The sequence below is a fragment of the Streptomyces shenzhenensis genome (assembly GCF_021462265.1).
Classification (GTDB): Bacteria; Actinomycetota; Actinomycetes; order Streptomycetales; family Streptomycetaceae; genus Streptomyces; species Streptomyces shenzhenensis.
Window position 1 is genome coordinate 76,863 of record NZ_JAJONF010000005.1, and the last position, 19,841, is coordinate 96,703.

The window sequence follows — 19,841 nt, forward strand, 5'->3', positions numbered from 1 at the left end:
CACAGCCCGAAAGGTGCGGGGTACCCCAGCACCGGACGCCGCGATCCTTCCGGCGGACCGTTCCGGCCACAGCACCAGCGGACCAGGACGCGGATCCGCCCGCGCCCCGGTCCGTCCCGCAGGCCCAGCGACCAAGGAGCGCTCATGTGTCAGTCGGAGGAGGTCACCCGGGCCGTCCTGGCCAGGAACGACGGTCTGGCCGCGAGCCTTCGCGGCGACCTGGCCGCACGAGGGGTCGGGATGGTGAACCTGCTGTCCAGCCCCGGCAGCGGCAAGACCGAACTGCTCGGCCGGATGCTGGCGCGGGCGGGGGAGCGGGGCGTGGCCGTCGCCGCCTTCACCGCCGACCTCGCCACCGAGAACGACGCGAAGCGGCTGGCCCGCTCGGGAGCGCCGGTGAAGCAGCTGCTGACCGACGGGCTGTGCCACCTGGAGGCCCGGCAGGTCCGCGGCCATCTGGAGGGCTGGCTGCCGCCGGACACCGCGCTGCTGTTCGTGGAGAACGTGGGCAACCTGGTCTGCCCGGCCTCCTACGACCTCGGCGAGCATCTGCGGATCGTGCTGATGGCGGTGACCGAGGGCGAGGACAAGCCGTCCAAGTACCCCACCGCCTTCGGCTCCGCGCACCTGGTCGTGCTCACCAAGACCGACCTCGCCGGGCCGGCCGGCTTCGACGAGACCGCCTTCGCCGAGCATGTCCGGCGGGTCAACCCCGGGGTGGAGATCGTCCGTTCCTGCGCCCGCACCGGCGAGGGCGTCGACACGGTCCTCGACCGGGTGCTCGCCGTCCGCGACGGTGCCCCGGCCCACCGCCCCCCGCTCGCCCCGCACCCGCGGGGCCACGTCCACGCCCCCACCGCCTCGTGAACGCGCCCACCACCACGACGGCGGCGGTCCGCCGGCGCGTCACGGTGCGCGGCACCGTGCAGGGCGTGGGCTTCCGCCCCTACGTCCACCGTCTCGCCGCCGACCTCGGACTCACCGGCTTCGTCGGCAACACGGCGAGCGGGGTGCTCATCGAGGTCGAGGGCGCGGCGGCCGGCGTCGAACGGTTCTGCGAGCGGCTGGCCGGCGAGCCCCCGCCGCTGGCCACCGTGACCGCCGTCGCCTTCGAGGACGTACCGGCCACCGGGGCGGACCCCGGCTTCAGCATCCGCGCCACCGAGCAGTCGGCCCCGGGCCGCACCCTCCTCCCGCCCGACACCGCCACCTGCGACGACTGCCTGCGGGAACTGGCCGATCCGGCCGACCGCCGGCACCGCCACCCCTTCATCACCTGCACCCACTGCGGGCCCCGCTTCACCATCGCCACCGGCATGCCGTACGACCGCGCGGTCACCACCATGTCCGGCTTCCCCATGTGCCCCGCCTGCACCCGGGAGTACGAGGCTCCGGCCGACCGCCGCTTCCACGCCCAGCCGCTGGCCTGCCCGGACTGCGGGCCCCGGCTGCGGCTGGTGCCCGCCGTGGGCGGCGGGACGGAAACCGCCCGCGACGGTGACGCCCTCGTACAGGCGCGAGAGCTGCTCGCCGCCGGACGGATCGTCGCCGTGAAGGGTGTCGGCGGCTACCACCTGGCCTGCGACGCCTTTGCCGCCAGGGCCGTCCACACCCTGCGCACCCGAAAGGCACGGGGCGACAAGCCGTTCGCGGTGATGTGCGCGGACCTCGGCGAGGCGGAGCGGATCGCGGAGGTCGGCACGGCCGAACGGGCCGCGCTCACCAGCCCCCGGCGCCCCATCGTCCTGCTCCGCCCCCGCCCCGCCACCCCGCTCGCGCCCGGCGTCTGTCCCGGCAGCCCGCACCTCGGCGTCATGCTGCCCTACACGCCCGTCCACACCCTCCTCTTCGGCCTTCCCGGCGACCCACCCGGCCCCCGCGTCCTGGTCATGACCAGCGGCAACCGGTCGGGCGAGCCGATCGTCACGGACGACGACGAGGCGCGGACCCGGCTGTTCGGACTGGCCGACGCCTGGCTCGCCCACGACCGGCCCATCGCCTCGCCCTGCGACGACTCCCTGCTGCGGGTCCGCGCCGACGGCACCGAGCAGGTCCTGCGCCGCTCCCGCGGATACGCGCCGCGTCCGCTGCGCCTGCCGGTCCCCGTGCGCCCCGCGCTCGCGGTCGGCGGCGACCTCAAGAACGCGCTGTGCGTCGGCGAGGACGACCTGGCCTGGCTCGGGCCGCACATCGGCGACATGGGCGACCTGACCACCCTGGAGGCGGCCGTCCAGGCGGAACGGCACGTGCGCCGGCTGACCGGGGTCAGCCCCGAGACCGTCGCCGCCGACCGCCACCCGGGCTACCACTCGTCCGCCTGGGCCCGCCGCCGGGCCACCCGACTCGGCCTCGGCAAGCCGGTGTTCGTCCAGCACCACCACGCCCACATCGCGTCCGCGATGGCCGAGGCGGGCCTGGACGGCAGCACACCCGTCATCGGCGTCGCCTTCGACGGCACCGGCTACGGCGACGACGGCACCGTGTGGGGCGGCGAGCTGCTGGTCGCGGACTACACCCGCTGCCGGCGCCTCGCCCACCTCGCCCCGGCCCCGCTGCCCGGCGGGGACGCGGGCGTCGCCAACCCGTGCCGGACGGCACTGGCCAGACTGTGGGCGGCCGGACTGCGCTGGGACGCCGACCTGCCCAGCGTCGCCGCCTGCTCCCGTGAGGAACTGCAGCTGCTGAAACGGCAGCTGTCGAGCCAGGTCGGCTGCGTGGCCACCTCCAGCATGGGGCGCCTCTTCGACGCCGTGTCGTCCCTCGCGGGCGTGTGCCACCGCGCCGGGTACGAGGCCCAGGCCGCCCTGGAGCTGGAGGCGCAGGCCTGTGCGGCCTGGGGCGAGGACCTGGCGGCGTATCCCTTCGGCGGCCGCTTCAACCCGGCCCCCGTCCTGCGCGCGATCATTGCCGACCTCAGGCGTGGCACCCCGGTGCCGGTGATCGCGTCCCGCTTCCACCGCGGGGTCGCCGAGGCGGTCCTGGACCTGTGCCGCGGCGCGCGCCGCGGCACGGGACTGAACACCGTCGCCCTCACCGGAGGCGTCTTCGCCAACGCGCTCCTCGAGGACGCGAGCGCGGACCTGCTCAGCGGCGCCGGATTCACGGTCCTGCGGCACGGCGAAGTCCCCCCGAACGACGGCGGACTGGCCCTCGGGCAACTGATGGTCGCGGCCCACGGACAGCGATCCGACGGCGGCCGGCCGAAGACAGCAAGCGACGAGACGGAGTGACCCATGTGTTTGGCAGTGCCCGGCAGGGTCGTGAGCATCGACGACACCTCCGATCCGCTCACCGGCCTGATCGACTTCGGCGGGGTGCGCAAGCAGGTGTGTCTGGAGTACGTGTCGGACGTCGAGGTCGGTGAGTACGTCATCGTCCACGTGGGCTTCGCCCTGCAGCGACTTGACGAGGAGTCGGCCCTGGCCTCCCTCAAGCTCTTCGAGGAACTGGGGCTGCTCGAAGAGGAGTTCGGCGACGCCTGGCGGCAGGCCGCTCAGCAGGCCGAAGGGAGCGAGGCCCGGTGAGGTACCTCGACGAGTTCAACGACCCCGAGCTGGCGCGCCGGCTGCTGGACGAGATCCGGGCCACCACCACCCGCCCCTGGGCCCTGATGGAGGTGTGCGGCGGCCAGACCCACTCGATCATCCGGCACGGCATCGACCAGCTCCTGCCGGACGAGGTGGAGTTGATCCACGGGCCGGGCTGCCCGGTCTGTGTCACCCCGCTGGAGTGCATCGACAAGGCACTGGAGATCGCCGCCCGCCCCGACGTGATCTTCTGCTCATTCGGCGACATGCTCCGGGTCCCCGGCACCGACCGGGACCTGTTCCGGGTCAGGGGCGAGGGCGGCGACGTCCGCGTGGTCTACTCCCCGCTCGACGCGCTCCAGCTGGCCCGGCGCCACCCGGACAAGCAGGTGGTGTTCTTCGCCATCGGCTTCGAGACCACCGCACCCGCCAACGCCATGGCCGTCCACCAGGCCAGGCGCCTCGGCCTGGCCAACTTCACCCTGCTGGTCTCCCACGTCCGGGTCCCCCCGGCCATCGAGGCCATCATGACCGCCCCCGCCTGCCGGGTGCAGGGCTTCCTGGCCGCCGGGCACGTGTGCAGCGTCATGGGCATGGCCGAGTACCCCGAACTCGCCGAACGGCACGGGGTCCCCGTCGTCGTCACCGGCTTCGAACCGCTCGACATCCTGGAGGGCATCCGCCGCACGGTGGGCCAGCTGGAGCGCGGCGAGCACCGGGTGGAGAACGCCTACGCCCGAGCCGTGCGCCCCGACGGCAACCCGGCCGCCATCCGCATGATCGAGGAGGTCTTCGAGGTCACCGACCGCTCCTGGCGCGGCATCGGCCGCATCCCCGGCAGCGGCTGGCGGCTGAACGAGGCCTACCGCGACTTCGACGCCGAACACCGCTTCGACGTCACCGGTATCCGCACCGAGGAACCCGCCGAGTGCCGCGCCGGCGAGGTCCTGCAAGGGCTCATCAAACCCACCGACTGCGCGGCCTTCGGCACCACCTGCACCCCGCGCACCCCGCTCGGCGCCACCATGGTCTCCAGCGAGGGCGCCTGCGCCGCGTACCACCTCTACCGCCGGATGTCCGAACCGGCGCGCCCGCGCGAGGAGATGAACCCCGTTGGCTGAGCAGACCGTCGTCGACCCCGCGAACTGGAGCTGCCCGGCGCCGATCCGCGACCAGCCGGTCGTGGTGATGGGCCACGGCGGAGGCGGCGCCCTCTCCGCCGAACTGATCGAGCAGATCTTCGCCCCCGCCTACGGCAACGCACTCCTCGCGGGACTGACCGACTCCGCCGTCCTCCACCTCGGCGGCGCCCGTCTGGCCCTCTCCACCGACTCCTACGTGGTACGGCCGCTGTTCTTCCCCGGCGGCTGCCTCGGCGACCTCGCCGTCAACGGCACGGTCAACGACCTGGCGATGAGCGGTGCCCGGCCCGCCTACCTCTCCGCCGCCTTCGTCCTGGAGGAGGGCGTCGAGCTGACCGTGGTCGAACGCGTCGCGCGGGCCATGGGCGCGGCGGCCGAGACGGCCGGTGTCACGATCGCCACCGGCGACACCAAGGTGGTCGAGGCCGGGCACGGCGACGGGGTGTACGTCACCACGGCCGGCGTAGGCCTGGTCCCCGAACGCGTCGACATCCGGCCGCAGCGGGCCCGGCCCGGCGACGCGGTCATCGTCAGCGGGCCGATCGGGCTGCACGGCGTCGCCGTGCTGAGCGTGCGCGAGGGGCTGGAGTTCGGCGTCGAGATCGCCAGCGACACCGCGCCGCTGGCCGACCTGGTGGCCACCATGCTGGACGTCACCCCCGACATCCACGTCCTGCGCGACCCGACCCGCGGCGGTCTGGCCGCGTCGCTGAACGAGATCGCCCGCGCCTCGGGAACAGGGGTACGACTGGCCGAGCGCGCGATTCCGGTCCCGGACGCGGTCGCGGCCGCCTGCGGTTTCCTCGGCCTCGACCCGCTGTACGTCGCCAACGAGGGACGGCTCGTCGCCTTCGTGCCGCCGGCGGAGGCCGAGGCCGTGCTCGCGGCGATGCGCGCCCATCCGCAGGGGGCGGGCGCGGCGGTCGTCGGCGAGTGCGTGACCGAGCACCCCGGCATGGTGGTCGTGGCGACCGGCCTCGGCGGCACCCGGGTCGTCGATCTTCCGCTGGGGGAGCAGCTGCCCCGGATCTGCTGACGACAGCGCGGTGACGTGGCCGGTGCCCAGGACGATCCGGGGCACCGGCCGCGTCATTCGACCGCCGTGATCTCCAGTTCCCGGCCGCTGCGCAGTTCGGTGGCGGGCCGGTCGCAGCGCGGGCACCAGAAGAACGGCGGCATGCCCACCGCGAACTCCTCGGCGCACGGCCCGCACCAGGCCCGCGCGGTCACCTGCTCGACCACCAGCCGGGCGCCCGCGAGGGCGGTGCCGTCGCGGGCCACCTCGAAGGCGAAGTCCAGGGCGCCGGGGACGACCCCGGACAGTTCGCCGACCCGGACGGTCACGGCGAGGACGCGGTCCGCGCCGTCCGCCCGGGCCCACTCGCCGGCCTGCTCCACGATCGCGGTCGCGATCGACAGTTCGTGCACGGCCGGCTCACGGATACCGGTGACCGGCGCGCAGCCCGCCGGAGATCCGCCAGATCTTCATCTCGCGCAGCACGCTGGGGATCTCGGCGACGAACAGCGCCAGGAGCAGGGCGCCCACCACGGCGGCCTCGGCGGCCAGGACGCGCTGGACCGCCGTACCCGTTCTCTTGTGTTCGATCTTCATAGCGGGCACTTTCTGTTCGGTGTCATCCGGGCGGGATGTTCGGCATGACGTCCAGCAGCACGTCGTGCCGCTTCCAGTGGATGTTGGTCGAGCGCCGCGCGTCGGCGGTGCCGTCCGGGTGGTGTCCTGTCTGCTTCCGGTACGGACCCTCGTTGCCCTGGTGCATGCCGGGCACGTGGGACGGCGTGTCGGGCCTCGCCTGGGCGCGGCCGACTCTGATGCTGCCCATGGGGTCTCTCCTTCCTGGGCTTTCGTGTGTTGCCGTTCCTCGAGGCCGCTCGGCTCAGGGCCGCTCGGTGAGCTCCTCGAAGAAACGTTCCGTGGCCGGCCACATCCGGCCGCCGCCGGACAGGCCGCGCCACTCCCGGCGGACGACGGCGAGCATGCGGAAGCAGTCGTCGACCGGGACGATCCAGTGGTGGTCGAGGCCGTGCACCGTGTTGACCAGCAGCGCCTCGACGTCGGCGGTCATGGTGGCGAGGGGCGGGCAGCCCGCGACCGCCCGCTGCCAGGCCGCCGCCGACACCTCCCAGCGCATGGCGCCGGCCGGGCTCGGTCCCTCGGCGGTGACCGAGCCGTCGGCGCGCGGCACGAAGAAGACCAGCCCGACCGGGACGCCGAGGGCCGCGGTGTCGACCTTCGGGAGGCGGACCCGGCGGGTGGGAATGAGCCGGAACTGGCCGTCTTCGGCGCCGGCGCCCTGCCGGGTGTCGGCGAACAGCACCGAGCAGGCCCGGCAGACGCAGCGGATCTCGGCCCGCCCGGTGTCGTACAGGTGCGCATGGTCCTCGGAGACCGGGGCGGCGCACAGGTCGCACACCTCCGCCCCGGCCGCCGGCTGCCGGTCGGCCGCGGAACGGATGAGGCGGGCCAGGGCTCCGTCGGCCGTCACCGGGCCTCCTGTGGCCGGCGCAGGGAGTCCAGGGGGACGAAGGCGGGCGCCGGGGCCTCGGGCACCGGCTGCACGTCGGCCAATTCGGGAGCCGCCGCGAGCACCGCCTCCCGGACGGCGTCGGTCATCTCCTTGGTACCTCCGCCGCACCCGGAGCCGCAACCGCCGCCCGTGGCCAGCCGCACCCGGCCCACCTCGTCCTCCACACCGGCCCACTCGACGTCACCGCCGCGTTCCCGCACGGCGGGGCGCAGCCGCTCGACCGCGCGGGCGGCCCGGCGCTCGGGCGGGTCGGGATGGATGTCGTGCAGGACCATCAGATGGTCGAGGAGTTCGTCGTCGGCGAGGTGCCGGACGGTCTGCGGGCCCGCGTGGTCGAGGACCCGGGCGAGCGCCTCGCCGTAGACCTCGGTCAGCAGCCGTACCGCTTCGACGGCCGAGCCGCCGGCCGGACCGGGCGCGGACTCCAGGCTCTCCAGCAGCGCGTCGAGCCGGGCCAGCCGGGCCTCGACCGCCGGGCCGTCGAGCCGTCCGTCAGTCATGGTTCGCCCCGTACACCGGCGAGTGCGTGACGCTGAGGGTCTTGCCCTTGCCCGTGTACATGTGGACACCGCACGGCAGGCAGGGGTCGAAGCTGCGGACCGTGCGCATGATGTCGACGCCCTTGAAGTCGTCCGGGCCGTTCTCCTCGAAGACCGGCTGGCCCATGACGGCGTCCTCGTACGGGCCCGGGGTGCCGAACTTGTCGCGGGGGCTGGCGTTCCACGGGGTCGGCGGGTACGGATGGTAGTTGGCGATCTTCTTGTCCTTGATCACCAGGTGGTGCGAGAGCACCCCGCGCACCGCCTCGTGGAAACCGCAGCCGATGGCCTCGTCCGGCACCTCGAAGTCCTCGAACACCTTGGTGTCGCCGGACCGGACAAGACCCATCGCCTCGTCCAGGAACTGCAGGGCCATGGCGGCCGCGTAGGCGATGAAGTACGGCCGGGCGCGGTCGCGTTCGAGGGTGTTGGACCACTTCGGGATCTTCCACTCCAGCGTGGTCTCCGGCAGGGTCTCCCCCTTGGGAAGGGAGATCCGCACGCTGGTGCCGGTCGCCTTGATGTACGGCGTGTCTACGATGCCGCTGAGCGCGGTCGACCAGAGCCGGGCCAGCGGGCCGCCGCCGGTGTCCAGGGCCAGGTGGTCGCCGGTGCGCTGGTCGAACCAGCGCGGGCTCATCACCCAGCTGTAGTTGCCCTCGAAGTCCCGCTTCTGCGGCACCGGGAGGGTGGTCTGGTTCCACGGATGGCGCATGTCGACGGGGTTGCCGAGCGGGTCGTGGGTGACGAACGGGTCCTCGTTGACCCAGTCCTCGTAGAACGAGGAGCCCAGCATGATCCGCAGGCCCAGGTTGATGTCGACCAGGTTGTTGGTGACCAGTTCGCCGTCGACCACGATGCCCGGGGTGACGTACATCGCCTTCCCCCAGCGGTCCATGTTCTCGTACCGGTAGTCGACGACCTTCGGGTCCTGCCACGCGCCCCAGCAGCCCAGGAGGACACGGCGCCTGCCCACCTCCTCGTAGCCGGGCAGCGCCTCGTAGAAGAAGTCGAAGACGTCGTCGTTCATGGCGACGGCCTTCTTCACGAAGTCGATGACGCGCATCAGCCGGCTGAGGTAGTCGGTGAACGCGGTCGGCTGCGGCATGGTGCCGACACCGCCCGGATAGAGCGTGGAGGGGTGCACATGGCGGCCCTCCATCAGGCAGAACATCTCGCGGGTGGTCCGGGAGACCTTCAGGGCCTCCTTGTAGACCTCGCCCTCGAAGGGGTTGAAGGCCTTCATGATGTCCGCGATGGTCCGGTAGCCGTGGATGTCACCGCGCGGTGCGCCGGTCTTCTGCGCGCGGGCCAGCACGCTCGGGTTGGTGGCCTTGACCATCTGCTCGCAGAAGTCCACGAAGACCAGGTTGTCCTGGAAGATCGTGTGGTCGAACATGTACTCGGCCGCTTCGCCGAGGTTGACGATGTGCTCGGCGAGCGGCGGCGGCTTCACTCCGTACGCCATCTGCTGGGCGTAGTCGGAGCAGGTGGTGTGGTTGTCACCGCAGATGCCGCAGATGCGGGAGGTGATGAAGCCCGCGTCGCGCGGGTCCTTCCCCTTCATGAAGACGGAGTAGCCGCGGAAGAGGGAGGAGGTGCTGTGACACTCCACCACCTCCCGGTTGGCGAAGTCGATCTTCGTGTAGATGCCCAGGTTTCCGATGATCCGGGTGATCGGATCCCAGGACATGTCCACGATCTGCTCGGGTTTGCGCCCTTTGTGCCGGGCCTCTGTTGTCATCGGCTCGCTGACCTTTGCTGTGGGGGGAGGGACGTGGGGCGGGAGGGTCTGGGCGCGTCAGGGGCGCCAGCGCGGGGCGTAGCCGCTGGTGAGCTTGCGCTTGTTGTGGCGCCACTTCGGCTCGTGGTTGACCAGCTCGTTGGTGAAGCCGCGCAGCCGGCGGATGACCGCCCCGTACGGCTTGATCACGAGCGAGGACAGGGTGCCGCCGGGCGGCTCGTCCATGAACGGCATGAACGCGTCCGGAAAGCCCGGCATGGTGCAGCCGATGCAGATACCGCCGACGTTCGGACAGCCGCCGATGCCGGCCATCCAGCCCCGCTTGGGCACGTTGCAGTTCACGACCGGGCCCCAGCAGCCGGTCTTGACCAGGCACTTGGGCGAGTTGTAGTCCGTCGCGAAGGTCGCCTGCTCGTAGTAGGCGGCCCGGTCGCAGCCCTCGTGGACCGTCTTGCCGAACAGCCACTGCGGCCGCAGCATGTGGTCCAGCGGCGGCGGGGGAGCGGTGCCGGCGGCGTGGTAGAGCACCCAGACCAGGGTCTCCATGAAGTTCTCCGGCTGGACCGGGCAGCCTGGCACGTTCACCACCGGCAGCCCGCCCTGCGACTTGAAGTCCCAGCCCAGATAGTCCGCGAGGCCCATGGCGCCGGTCGGGTTGCCGGCCATCGCGTGGATGCCGCCGAAGGTGGCGCAGGTTCCGATGGCCACCACCGCCCAGGCCCTGGGCGCCAGTTCGTCGATCCACTCGTTGAGGGTCTGCGGCTGACCGGTCTCCGGGTGGTTGCCGAAGGACGTCCAGTAGCCGTCGCCCTCGATGATGTTCTGGTTCGGGATGGAGCCCTCGATGACGAGGATGAACGGCTCCAGCTCGCCCCGCGCGGCCGCCCGGTACGGCGCGAGGAAGTCCTCGCCGCCCAGGCTCGGCGAGAGCACCTTGTTGACCAGGTTGACCTTCGGGATCCCCGGGATCAGACCCAGGACCACGTCCTCGATGGAGGGCTGGTCGGCCGCGGTCACGGAGACGGTGTCGCCGTCGCAGCTCATGCCCTCGGAGATCCAGAGGATGGTGATCTCGTCGAATCCCGGGTGCTCGCCGCCGGCGCGGCCGGGTTCGCCGCTGACGGCCGTGGTGCCGTTCTTGCTGGTGCTCATGCGCTAGGCCTCCGATGGAGTGGGTCCCGGGGACGGCTGGGCAGCCGCCGCTGGATCCGGGACGTCGGTGCCCCCGAGCGGCTCGACTTCGTCGGGCCGGAAGTAGTGGAAACGGCCGTACCAGCCGTGCAGTTCGGCCGCCGGATCGTCGTCCACGGTGACGGCGAGATGGGTACTGCCGTCCACGTCGTGGAAGACGGCGGCCACGGTCGCGGTCCGGCCGGCCAGGAACATGTCCTGGGCGTCGGCGCCCCTTCCGCGCGGGCGCAGCCGCACCGGGCTGCCGCCGCCGACCCGGACCCCGCCGAGCAGGACCGTGTCGGTGGCCGGGGAGAACCCGTCGTCGCCGCCCTCCTGCCACCAGGCGGGGCGCTCGGCGCGGGAGCCGTCGCCGACGGCCCGCGCGCCGGGGGAGCCGCCGTCGGCTGAACCTTCGCTGCCGAAGGCCTCCGCGGCCGGGGGTTCGCTGACGAAGGCTTGGGCTGCTGAGGCTTGGGCTGCCGGGGCTCCGCTGACGAAGGCTTGGGCTGCCGAAGCTTGCGTTGCCGACGCTTGGGCTGCTGCGGCTTGGGCTGGCGGGGTTTCGCTGACGAAGGCTTCCGTTGCTGGGGCTTGAGCTGCCGGGGCTTCGGTTCCTGCGGCTTGGGCCGCTGCGGCTCGGGTTGCGGAGGCTCGGGCCGCTGCGGCTTCGCCGAGCGGGGTGAGGGAGCGGATGGCGCCGTGCAGCCGCTCGAAGACCTCCGGAGGCATGGTGTCGACCCGGTCGAGGATCTCGGCGGCCCGCGGATCGGTCGCCCGGGCCTCCCGCTTCTCCTCCTCCGTCAGCAGCATGGTGCGCAGGGTGAGGATCTCGTCGATCTCCCCTGCGTCGTGCAGATCCCCCGGGCTCTCCGGCGCCACCTGCGGATGGTCGGGGAGGATGATCGGCGAGGAGAGCAGCAGGGCGGACACCGAGCCGTCCTCGGGGGCGGCGGCGGGAGGAGCACCGCCGAGCACCGGGAAGGTGAAGTCGTTGCGGCAGTTCCGGGCGGCCTCCCGGAGGGCCGGGCCCGGGTCGATCAGGGAGACGAACTCCGCGCCCTCGACGCCGAGAAGGGTGTGGGTCGCGACGAGCGCGTGCCGCAGGGCGCGGTCGCGCGAGGCCCGCCGGTCCCCGGCAGGCTCTTCGTTCGCGGTCCGCACCCGGAGCCGGAACAGGTCCGCGGCGAGCCGCTCGGCCACCAGGACGGTACTCGCCCGCACTTCCTCCCGGCGCCGCACGATCCGTCCCGCGCCCAGGGGCAGCTCCTGCGCGTCGGCGCCGGCCGGGGATCCGACCGCGAACCTGTGCTCGCCCTCTTCCAGCGCGACCGCGATGTCGGCCTCGCGCGCCACCGCCTCCTCGAAGGTCAGGTGCACGGTTCCGTCGGCACAGGTCAGCGACTCGACCGGCCGCCCGCCACGGTCCTCGACCTGCTTGTGCTGCACCTGCAGGTACCGCACCCGCACCCGCAGCCGTACGGCCGCGTCCGGCCGGCCCACCCGCACCAGACACTCCGTCTGCTGGTACCAGGAGTCCGCCGAACCCGACACCCCGGGTCTGACCGGACCGTCGGCCTCCACCCAGTCCCGGGGGAAGAGCACCCCGAACTGCCAGCGGGCGCGGTTCTTCGGCGAGGACCGCCGATAGGGGTAGAGGAGGTAGCCCTCGTAGAGCACGGCATCGGCGACGGCACTCATCCGTTCGAAGGTCGGTTCGGGGCGGCCGGAGCCGTCCACCAGGGCAGCGCGGGACGCTCTGCCGTCGACCAGTCCCTCGGCCATGCAGCCTCCTCGGATCCGTGCGCGCGCCCATACCTTCCACCACGGTCACACCGGTCACGCCTGCTCGCCTCTTGTGGCCGAGCGGCGTTGGGCCGGACGGGGGAGGGGCCCGGGCGTCCGCCGGACCAGGGGACGGCGCCCCGGGGGCGCCTGCCGGACGAGCGGGTGGCGGCCCCGGGGGCGTCCACCGGACGAGCGGGTGGCGGCCCCGGGGCGTCGACCGCGGTCGTGCACCGCCCCGGCCGGGCGGAGGTCCCGCGGCGCCGCCGTGAGGCACGGTCCCACGCCGCGCGGGCCGGCGTGGTGACGCGAGGTCAGGGCGCGACGAAAAGGGCGGGGAAGGTGGGCGCGAGCCAGGGCTTGCGCCCGTGGGCGAGCACCTGCCCCCGGGCCGTCGCCGGCCACGGGTTGCGGCGGCCCGGGGACGATGAGCAGGAAGCGCTACGCTTCCCCGACGTCTTCCGTCACGCGCTCTCGGCGGCGCTGCCGGACCGAGGACGCGGGCGCACTCCGTCGAGGAAGGTGTCCACGACCTTCTCGGCCAGGTGGTCGACGAGCAGCGCGGCGGGGCGGAGGGTGGCCCGGTAGAGCACCGGTCCAAGCACCATGTCGATCAGGAGCTCCAGGTCGTCGCCGAGTTCGGAACGGATCTCCCCGGAGACCCGGCCCCCACGTCGCCGAAGTCACCGTGTGAGCCAGCCGAAGGAGAGCCGCCCATGACCGCGTTCCCCACCGCACAGGCCGTGCGGACCACCCCCGAGGGTCTCCTGTGGGAACCCAGCGAGCGCTGGGTACGCGGCCGAAAGGGTGACGTCACGGTCGTCGACAGCCGTCACCCCGTCCTCGTCTGGGAGCCCGGGGTTCCCGTACCCCTGTACGCGTTCCCGCGTGCGGAGGTGCGCGAGGAACTCCTGCGTCCCGCGAAGAACCCGCCGACCGGTACCCACACCGGCTCGCGGATCTTCTACGACGTCGAGGCCGACGGCGAACTGCTGGAGAACGCCGCCTGGACCTTCCCCGCCGCCGACCTCGCCGATCACATCGCCTTCGAGTGGTTCCGGCGCGTCGGGCGGGGCCTCGACCACTGGTACGAGGAGGAGGAAGAGATCTTCGTCCACCCCCGTGACCCGCACAAGCGGGTGGACGCCATCCCCAGCAGCCGGCATCTCGTCGTCGAGATCGACGGCACGGTCGTCGCGGACACCCGCCGGCCGGTCCTGCTCTTCGAGACCGGCCTGCCCACCCGCTACTACATTCCGCGCGAGGACGTCCGCCTCGACCTGCTCGAAGCCACCGCCCATCACACCGGCTGCCCGTACAAGGGCACCGCCGAGTACTGGTCTTGGCGCGGCGAGGGCGACGTTCCGCCCAACGTCGCCTGGAGCTACCCGGACCCGCTGCCCGCGGTCGGCGCCGTCCGGGGGCTGCTCGCCTTCTACAACGAGGCCGTCGACATCACCATCGACGGCGAGCGGGTGGCCCGCCCCGTCACCCACTTCAGCAAGGCCCTCTCCGCGCAGCGGCGCGGTTGACGGAGGACGGCCACCGCGGCCGTCTCGACGCACGGCGCCGAGCCAAGGGCGGCCACACCGCGCGGGGCCTGGCGTGTCGCCCGGCAGACCGGGCGTCATCGGCGCGGTGGGACCGAAGCCGGCCGGCGGCCTCGGCACCCGGGGCCCTCCAGCAGCAGTCCGGGCCCGGGTCCCCCTCCAGGGCGGTCGGTGTCTCGGTCCGCCAGGCGCATCAAGGCGAGTCGGCAGCGCGCCGCTCACCCCACTGGCGCCATGCCCACCCGCGCGACCGGCCCCGGGCCACCCCTTGACGCGTGCGATGGACCGGCTTCCGTTCCGGGCGGCCGCCGGCCGATGGCGCGGGAGCGGATCTCGTCCCGTGCGGCCCCGCCGCGGGCGTCGCGGACGACGTGGGCCCGGCGGGAGCGGGCCGGACACGCGCGTCCGGCAGCAGGCACGCCGGGACACCGGCGGCGGGTGGGCGGAAAGCGCGCCCTTGTCATGACAGGGCGGGGCGGCGGACTCTGGCAGCAGGCACGGTGTGGCGGTAGGCGTGGCGGACGTCGGATCCCCGACGGCCCTGAGACGGCTCGGGAGGCTCCCGGATGTCGGTTTCACCGGAGTGCGGCATCGATGGTCCTGCCCTTCGCGAGCAGGAGGCGGAGGCGCTGGTCGAGGGGATCTGCTTCAAGACGGGTCCGCCGCGCAGCGTCGGTGTCGAGGTGGAATGGCTCGTCCACCGGGAACGCGCGCCGCACGACCTCGTGGGCCGCGAAGAGCTGGCAGCGGCCCACGCAGACCTGCGAACCCTCCCCTTGAGGTCCGGGCTGAGTTTCGAGCCCGGCGGCCAGGTGGAGCTGAGTTCCCGGCCGGCTCCGTCGCTGGGCGCCTGCGTCTCGGAGGTCTCCGCCGATCTGGCGGCGGTGCGCACCGCACTGCGCGGGCACGGACTGACCCTGGCCGGCATGGGCGTGGATCCCCGGCTGCCCCCGCGCCGGTTCCTGCGGGAGCCCCGCTACGACGCGATGGAGGCGTGCCTCGACCGTACGGGGCCGGCCGGGCGCACCCTGATGTGTACGTCGGCCTCCGTCCAGGTGTGCCTCGACGCCGGGCGGGAGGAACCCGGCGTCATGGGATTCACGCGCCGCTGGTGGCTGGCGCACCACCTCGGCGCGGTCCTGGTCGCGGCGTTCGCGAACTCGCCGATGCAGGAAGGCCGCGCCACGGGCTGGCTGTCCACGCGGCAGCTGAAGTGGACGGAACTCGATCCGGGACGGGCCGGCGCGCCCTCCCTGGCCCACGACCCGCGGCGCGCCTGGGTACGGCGGGTCCTCGACGCGCCGGTGATGTGCGTACGGCGGGACGGCCCCTGGGAGGTGCCGGACGGCGTGAGCTTTCGCGAGTGGACCCGCTCGCGCACCATGCGCCCGCCGACCCACGCGGACCTCGACTACCACATCAGCACACTGTTTCCGCCGGTCAGGCCGCGCGGCCACCTGGAACTGCGCATGATCGACGCACAGCCCGGCGACGACGGGTGGATCGTGCCGCTCGCGGTGGTGACGGCCCTGTTCGACGACCCGGAGGCCGCCGCGATCGCGAACCGGGCCGTGACGCCCCTGGCCGAGCGGGCCGCCGGGGCCCCGGCACCGCACAATCCGCTGTGGACCGGCGCGGCACGCCGCGGGCTCGCCGACCCCGGACTCAGGCGCGCCGCCGTGACCTGCTTCGCCGCGGCGCTGGACGCCCTGCCCCGACTGGGCGTGAGCACCGGGGTCCTGGACACCGTCGCGGCCTACACCGAACGCTACGTCCGACGCGGTCGCTGCCCGGCCGACGACGTACTCGACCGGGAGGCGGCCGCGCCGCTCTGAGCGCGGTGGCGAGCAGCGTCGCGCCGTTGCCTCAGGGGAGCGTCCGGGGTCGCCAAGTCGTCCGTGGTGCCCGAGAGCCGGCGCGGTGTGCTGCCGGTGTGACTACCCGGTGCCGTGCACGCCGCGTGCCCGCGGCTCCGGGACGAGCGGTCGACGATGTCGTCGAGGCCGCTGCGGATGAGGGTAGGGCGCGCCGTCGAAGCCGTCGAAGCCGTCGAAGCCGTCGACCGCGACGCGCCGCACGACGTGGGCGAATGTGTCGGCCGGGCCGCTCGCGGGCCACGGCCGACTCGGACTTGGACTCGTGACCTCGCGGTCCTGGGAATGAAACGTTCAATCTCCCCGCCCCCCGCCTTGCGCACCGCTCGCTCTCGCGGTGATCCCGAACCGCCCCCGTCGCTAAATTGCCTGCACGACGATTGACCCCTGTCCCCTCCGGCTTTTACGTTACCCACGCCCCTCCGATTTGAATCGATTCATTTCTCCGGTTCATCCCATCCGTGTGAGTGAGGAGTCGTAGTGATCAGCAGGAGGAACATTCTCGCGGGCGCTGCCGCCACCGTCGCGGCGGCCGCCGTCGACGGCGTAGCGGTGACGGACGCGTCGGCATCCGGACAGCTCCGGGCGCAAGGACGGACGCGCACGACGGGTGACGGGCTGAGCGTCACCGGCCCGACCGTGGAGTACGTCCGCAACCCCCTCGGCCTCGACACCCCACGTCCCCGGTTGAGCTGGCCCTTGGCCTCCGGCCGGGCGGGCGAGCGGCAGAGCGCCTACCAGGTCCGTGTCGCCACCACCGCGCCGGGGCTGGCCCACCCGGACGTCTGGGACAGCGGGAAGGTCGTCTCCGGCGAGTCCGTCCTCGTGCCGTACGCGGGTCCCGCGCTGAAGTCCCGGACGCGCTACCACTGGTCCGTGCGGGTGTGGGACGGCGAGGGCCGGGTCTCCGGCTGGAGCGCGCCCTCGTGGTGGGAGACCGGGCTCATGGGCGCCGAGCAGTGGACCGCCGACTGGATCTGCGCACCGGCGAGCCTCACCGACGCCCCGTCCTTCGAGGGCGGTTCGTGGATCTGGTTCCCCGAGGGCGACCCGACGACCAGTGTGCCGGCGGCCACCCGCTGGTTCCGCCGCACCGCCGAACTGCCCGCCGGGATCACGGCGGCGACGCTCGCCATCACCGCCGACAACGTGTACGCCGTCTCCGTGAACGGGGTCGAGGTGGCGCACACCGACCTCGACACCGACAACGAGGACTGGCGTCGCCCGGCCGTGATCGACGTACTGGACCGGGTGCGGGCCGGTGACAACGTTATCGCCGTCTCGGCCACCAACGCGACCGCGGGCCCGGCGGGACTCGTCGCCGTCCTGGTGGTGCGTACCGCGTCGGGCGAGCAGAAGGTGTTCACCGACGCCACCTGGAGGGCCACGGACACGCAACCTGCCGACGGCTGGCGGGAGCCGGGGTTCGACGACGGGAACTGGCCCGCCGCCAGGGTGGCCGCCGCGTGGGGCGGCGGGCCGTGGGGGAGGGTCGTCCCGGTGTCGTACGCCGTCACCCGGCTGCGGCACGAGTTCCGGCTCCCGCGCAAGAAGGTCTCCCGCGCCCGCCTGTACGCCACGGCGCTCGGCCTGTACGAGGCCCACCTCAACGGCGGCCGCGTGGGCGACGTCCAGCTCGCGCCCGGCTGGACGGACTACCGCACCCGCGTCCAGTACCAGACCTACGACGTCACCGCGCTCCTGCGTCCCGGCGCCAACGCCATCGGGGCCCACCTGGCGCCCGGCTGGTACGCGGGCAACGTGGGCATGTTCGGGCCCGGCCAGTACGGGCAGCACCCGTTGCTGCTGGCCCAGTTGGAGGTCGAGTACGCGGACGGCACGAGCGAGCGCGTCACGTCGTCCACCGACTGGCGGGCCGCCGCCGGGCCGGTCGTCGCCGCCGACCTGCTGAACGGCGAGACCTACGACGCCCGCAAGGAGACCCCAGGCTGGACCTCACCCGGCTTCGACGACGGCGACTGGCTCGGCGTCCGCGCGGACGCCGAGGCCGGCCCCGGGCTGGTCGTCGCGCAGGTGGACGGCCCCGTCCGGGTGGAGCGGGAGCTGACCCCGAAGGAGGTGACCCAGCCGAGCCCCGGGGTCCACGTGTTCGACCTGGGGCAGAACATGGTCGGCTCCGTACGGCTGCGGGTGTCGGGCTCCGCGGGCACGACCGTCCGGCTCAGACACGCCGAGGTGCTCAACCCCGACGGCACGATCTACACCGCGAATCTGCGCAGCGCGGCGGCCACGGACACGTACACGCTCAAGGGCGGCGGGGAGGAGGTCTACGAGCCGCGCTTCACCTTCCACGGTTTCCGCTACGTCGAGGTCACCGGATTCCCCGGCACCCCCACGGCGAAGGCCGTCACCGGCCGCGTCATGCACACGGACGCCCCCTTCACCCTCGACTTCGAGACCGACGTCCCGATGCTCAACCAACTGCACCACAACATCACCTGGGGGCAGCGCGGCAACTTCCTCTCGGTGCCCACCGACACTCCCGCGCGCGACGAACGGCTGGGCTGGACGGGAGACATCAACGTCTTCTCGCCCACCGCCGCCTACACCATGGAGTCCGCCCGGTTCCTGTCCAAGTGGCTCGTCGACCTGCGGGACTCGCGGACCTCCGACGGTTCGTTCACCGACGTGGCGCCTGCGGTCGGCGGCCTGGGCAACGGCACCGCCGGCTGGGGCGACGCGGGCGTGACCGTGCCCTGGGCGCTCTACCAGGCCTACGGGGACCGCCAGGTCATCGCGGACGCCCTGCCGTCCGTCCGGGACTGGCTGACGTACCTGGAACAGCACAGCGACCGGCTGCTGCGCCCCGCCGAAGGGTACGGCGACTGGCTGAACGTCGACGACGAGACCCCCAAGGACGTCATCGCCACCGCGTACTTCGCGCACAGCGCCGACCTCGCGGCCAGGATGGCGGCGGAACTCGGCGCGGACGCGGACGCGGCGAGGTACCGCGACCTCTTCGACCGGATCCGGTCGGCCTTCCAGAGCGCCTACGTCACCTCCGACGGCCGGGTGAAGGGCGACACGCAGACGTCCTACGTCCTGGCGCTGTCGATGGACCTGCTGCCCGACGCGTCGCGCAAGGCCGCCGCCGACCGGCTCGTGGCCCTGATCGAGGCCAGGGACTGGCACCTGTCCACGGGCTTCCTCGGCACGCCCCGGCTGCTGCCCGTCCTGACCGACACCGGGCACACCGACGTCGCCTACCGGCTGCTGCAACAGCGCACCTTCCCCAGCTGGGGCTACCAGATCGACCGCGGCTCCACCACCATGTGGGAACGCTGGGACTCCATCCGTCCCGACGGCAGCTTCCAGGACGCGGCCATGAACTCGTTCAACCACTACGCCTACGGCTCGGTGGGGGAGTGGATGTACGCGAACATCGCCGGCATCGCGGCGGGCCGGCCCGGCTACCGCGAGATCGTCATCCGCCCCCGCCCGGGCGGCGCCGTCACCACCGCCGCCGCCCGCTTCACCTCGGTCTACGGCCCGGTCTCCGCCCGGTGGCGGCAGCGGTCCGGCCGCTTCACCCTGACCTGCGCGGTGCCGCCCAACACGACCGCCGAGGTCTGGATCCCCACGGCCGCCCCGGAGGCGGTGACCCACACGCACGGTACGTTCCTGCGCCAGGAGGACGGCTGCGCGGTCTACCGGGTCGCCTCCGGCACCCACCACTTCACCGCCTGACACCCGCTCCCACGGCCCCGCGAGGCGGACACCGCACCCACGCGTCCGCCTCGCGAGGCCCTGCCCACGCCGCCGGGCGCCTGTCCTCCACGCAGTCGCCTGACGCATGGTCAGGAGGCGTCCCGGCGGGCGGGGTCACGCGCCGCCGCTGTCGTCCCGGCTGTGTTCTCCCGACCCATTGTGTTGAGCTCTGTGCCCCCTTAACGTTCGACTTTGCCAGAGTCTGTTTGGTGTTGATTACTCAGTCGGTCTGGAG

17 protein-coding genes are annotated in these 19,841 nt (G+C 72.9%); 8 read left to right on the forward strand and 9 right to left on the reverse strand.

All coding sequences use genetic code 11. From position 1 onward, the window contains the following. Window positions 1-144: 144 nt before the first annotated feature. The 5 genes from hypB (at window position 145) to hypE (ending at window position 5,705) form a co-directional block, all read left to right on the forward strand. Window positions 145-867 (forward strand): hydrogenase nickel incorporation protein HypB, encoded by a 723-nt coding sequence (hypB, locus tag LQ326_RS08870; RefSeq protein WP_234534386.1) that lies wholly within the window; start codon window positions 145-147, stop codon window positions 865-867. Next, entirely contained in the window at window positions 864-3,230 is a 2,367-nt protein-coding gene (hypF, locus tag LQ326_RS08875) for a carbamoyltransferase HypF (protein ID WP_234534388.1), read from the forward strand. The genes hypB and hypF overlap by 4 nt, the downstream gene beginning before the upstream one ends. A gap of 3 nt (window positions 3,231-3,233) precedes the next feature. Beyond that, complete coding sequence (locus tag LQ326_RS08880) at window positions 3,234-3,524, forward strand: HypC/HybG/HupF family hydrogenase formation chaperone (RefSeq protein WP_234534390.1); 291 nt, start codon at window positions 3,234-3,236, stop codon at window positions 3,522-3,524. Further along, complete coding sequence (hypD, locus tag LQ326_RS08885) at window positions 3,521-4,648, forward strand: hydrogenase formation protein HypD (RefSeq protein WP_234534392.1); 1,128 nt, start codon at window positions 3,521-3,523, stop codon at window positions 4,646-4,648. Before LQ326_RS08880 ends, hypD begins: the two co-directional genes overlap by 4 nt. A 67-nt stretch (window positions 4,649-4,715) precedes the next feature. Further along, window positions 4,716-5,705: a hydrogenase expression/formation protein HypE gene (gene hypE, locus LQ326_RS08890; protein ID WP_234534867.1), complete on the forward strand. Its 990-nt coding sequence runs from the start codon at window positions 4,716-4,718 to the stop codon at window positions 5,703-5,705. 53 nt (window positions 5,706-5,758) lie between these two features. Here hypE and hypA read toward each other — a convergent pair whose 3' ends face one another. The 9 genes from hypA to LQ326_RS08940 all read right to left on the reverse strand — a co-directional run bounded on the left by hypA (window position 5,759) and on the right by LQ326_RS08940 (window position 13,061). Beyond that, window positions 5,759-6,097 (reverse strand): hydrogenase maturation nickel metallochaperone HypA, encoded by a 339-nt coding sequence (hypA, locus tag LQ326_RS08895; RefSeq protein WP_234534394.1) that lies wholly within the window; start codon window positions 6,095-6,097, stop codon window positions 5,759-5,761. 7 nt (window positions 6,098-6,104) lie between these two features. Next, complete coding sequence (locus LQ326_RS08900) at window positions 6,105-6,281, reverse strand: hypothetical protein (RefSeq protein ID WP_234534396.1); 177 nt, start codon at window positions 6,279-6,281, stop codon at window positions 6,105-6,107. A 22-nt stretch (window positions 6,282-6,303) separates the two neighbouring features. Further along, window positions 6,304-6,510 carry a hypothetical protein gene (locus LQ326_RS08905; protein ID WP_181803718.1) on the reverse strand — a complete coding sequence of 69 codons (207 nt, stop codon included), beginning with the start codon at window positions 6,508-6,510 and terminating at the stop codon, window positions 6,304-6,306. A 54-nt stretch (window positions 6,511-6,564) separates the two neighbouring features. Next, a complete protein-coding gene (locus tag LQ326_RS08910; protein WP_234534398.1) occupies window positions 6,565-7,173 on the reverse strand; it encodes a DUF5947 family protein in 609 nt (202 codons plus the stop codon). After that, a complete protein-coding gene (locus tag LQ326_RS08915; protein ID WP_234534399.1) occupies window positions 7,170-7,715 on the reverse strand; it encodes a NifU-related iron-sulfur-binding protein in 546 nt (181 codons plus the stop codon). The genes LQ326_RS08910 and LQ326_RS08915 overlap by 4 nt, the downstream gene beginning before the upstream one ends. Continuing rightward, on the reverse strand, window positions 7,708-9,498 hold the full coding sequence (locus LQ326_RS08920) for a nickel-dependent hydrogenase large subunit (protein WP_181803715.1): 1,791 nt from the start codon (window positions 9,496-9,498) through the stop codon (window positions 7,708-7,710). The genes LQ326_RS08915 and LQ326_RS08920 overlap by 8 nt, the downstream gene beginning before the upstream one ends. A 57-nt stretch (window positions 9,499-9,555) precedes the next feature. Then, a complete protein-coding gene (locus tag LQ326_RS08925; protein WP_234534402.1) occupies window positions 9,556-10,650 on the reverse strand; it encodes an NADH-quinone oxidoreductase subunit B family protein in 1,095 nt (364 codons plus the stop codon). 3 nt (window positions 10,651-10,653) lie between these two features. Next, window positions 10,654-12,453, reverse strand: coding sequence for a hypothetical protein (locus tag LQ326_RS08930; protein ID WP_234534404.1), 1,800 nt, complete (start codon window positions 12,451-12,453; stop codon window positions 10,654-10,656). A gap of 464 nt (window positions 12,454-12,917) precedes the next feature. Next, a complete protein-coding gene (locus LQ326_RS08940; protein WP_234534406.1) occupies window positions 12,918-13,061 on the reverse strand; it encodes a hypothetical protein in 144 nt (47 codons plus the stop codon). Window positions 13,062-13,169: 108 nt separating this feature from the next. Here LQ326_RS08940 and LQ326_RS08945 point away from each other — a divergent pair, with 108 nt between their 5' ends. The 3 genes from LQ326_RS08945 (at window position 13,170) to LQ326_RS08955 (ending at window position 19,585) form a co-directional block, all read left to right on the forward strand. Further along, window positions 13,170-13,985 carry a DUF427 domain-containing protein gene (locus LQ326_RS08945; protein ID WP_234534408.1) on the forward strand — a complete coding sequence of 272 codons (816 nt, stop codon included), beginning with the start codon at window positions 13,170-13,172 and terminating at the stop codon, window positions 13,983-13,985. 584 nt (window positions 13,986-14,569) lie between these two features. Continuing rightward, on the forward strand, window positions 14,570-15,838 hold the full coding sequence (gene egtA, locus LQ326_RS08950) for an ergothioneine biosynthesis glutamate--cysteine ligase EgtA (RefSeq protein WP_234534410.1): 1,269 nt from the start codon (window positions 14,570-14,572) through the stop codon (window positions 15,836-15,838). A 519-nt stretch (window positions 15,839-16,357) separates the two neighbouring features. After that, complete coding sequence (locus LQ326_RS08955) at window positions 16,358-19,585, forward strand: alpha-L-rhamnosidase (RefSeq protein ID WP_234534412.1); 3,228 nt, start codon at window positions 16,358-16,360, stop codon at window positions 19,583-19,585. Window positions 19,586-19,841 lie beyond the last annotated feature (256 nt).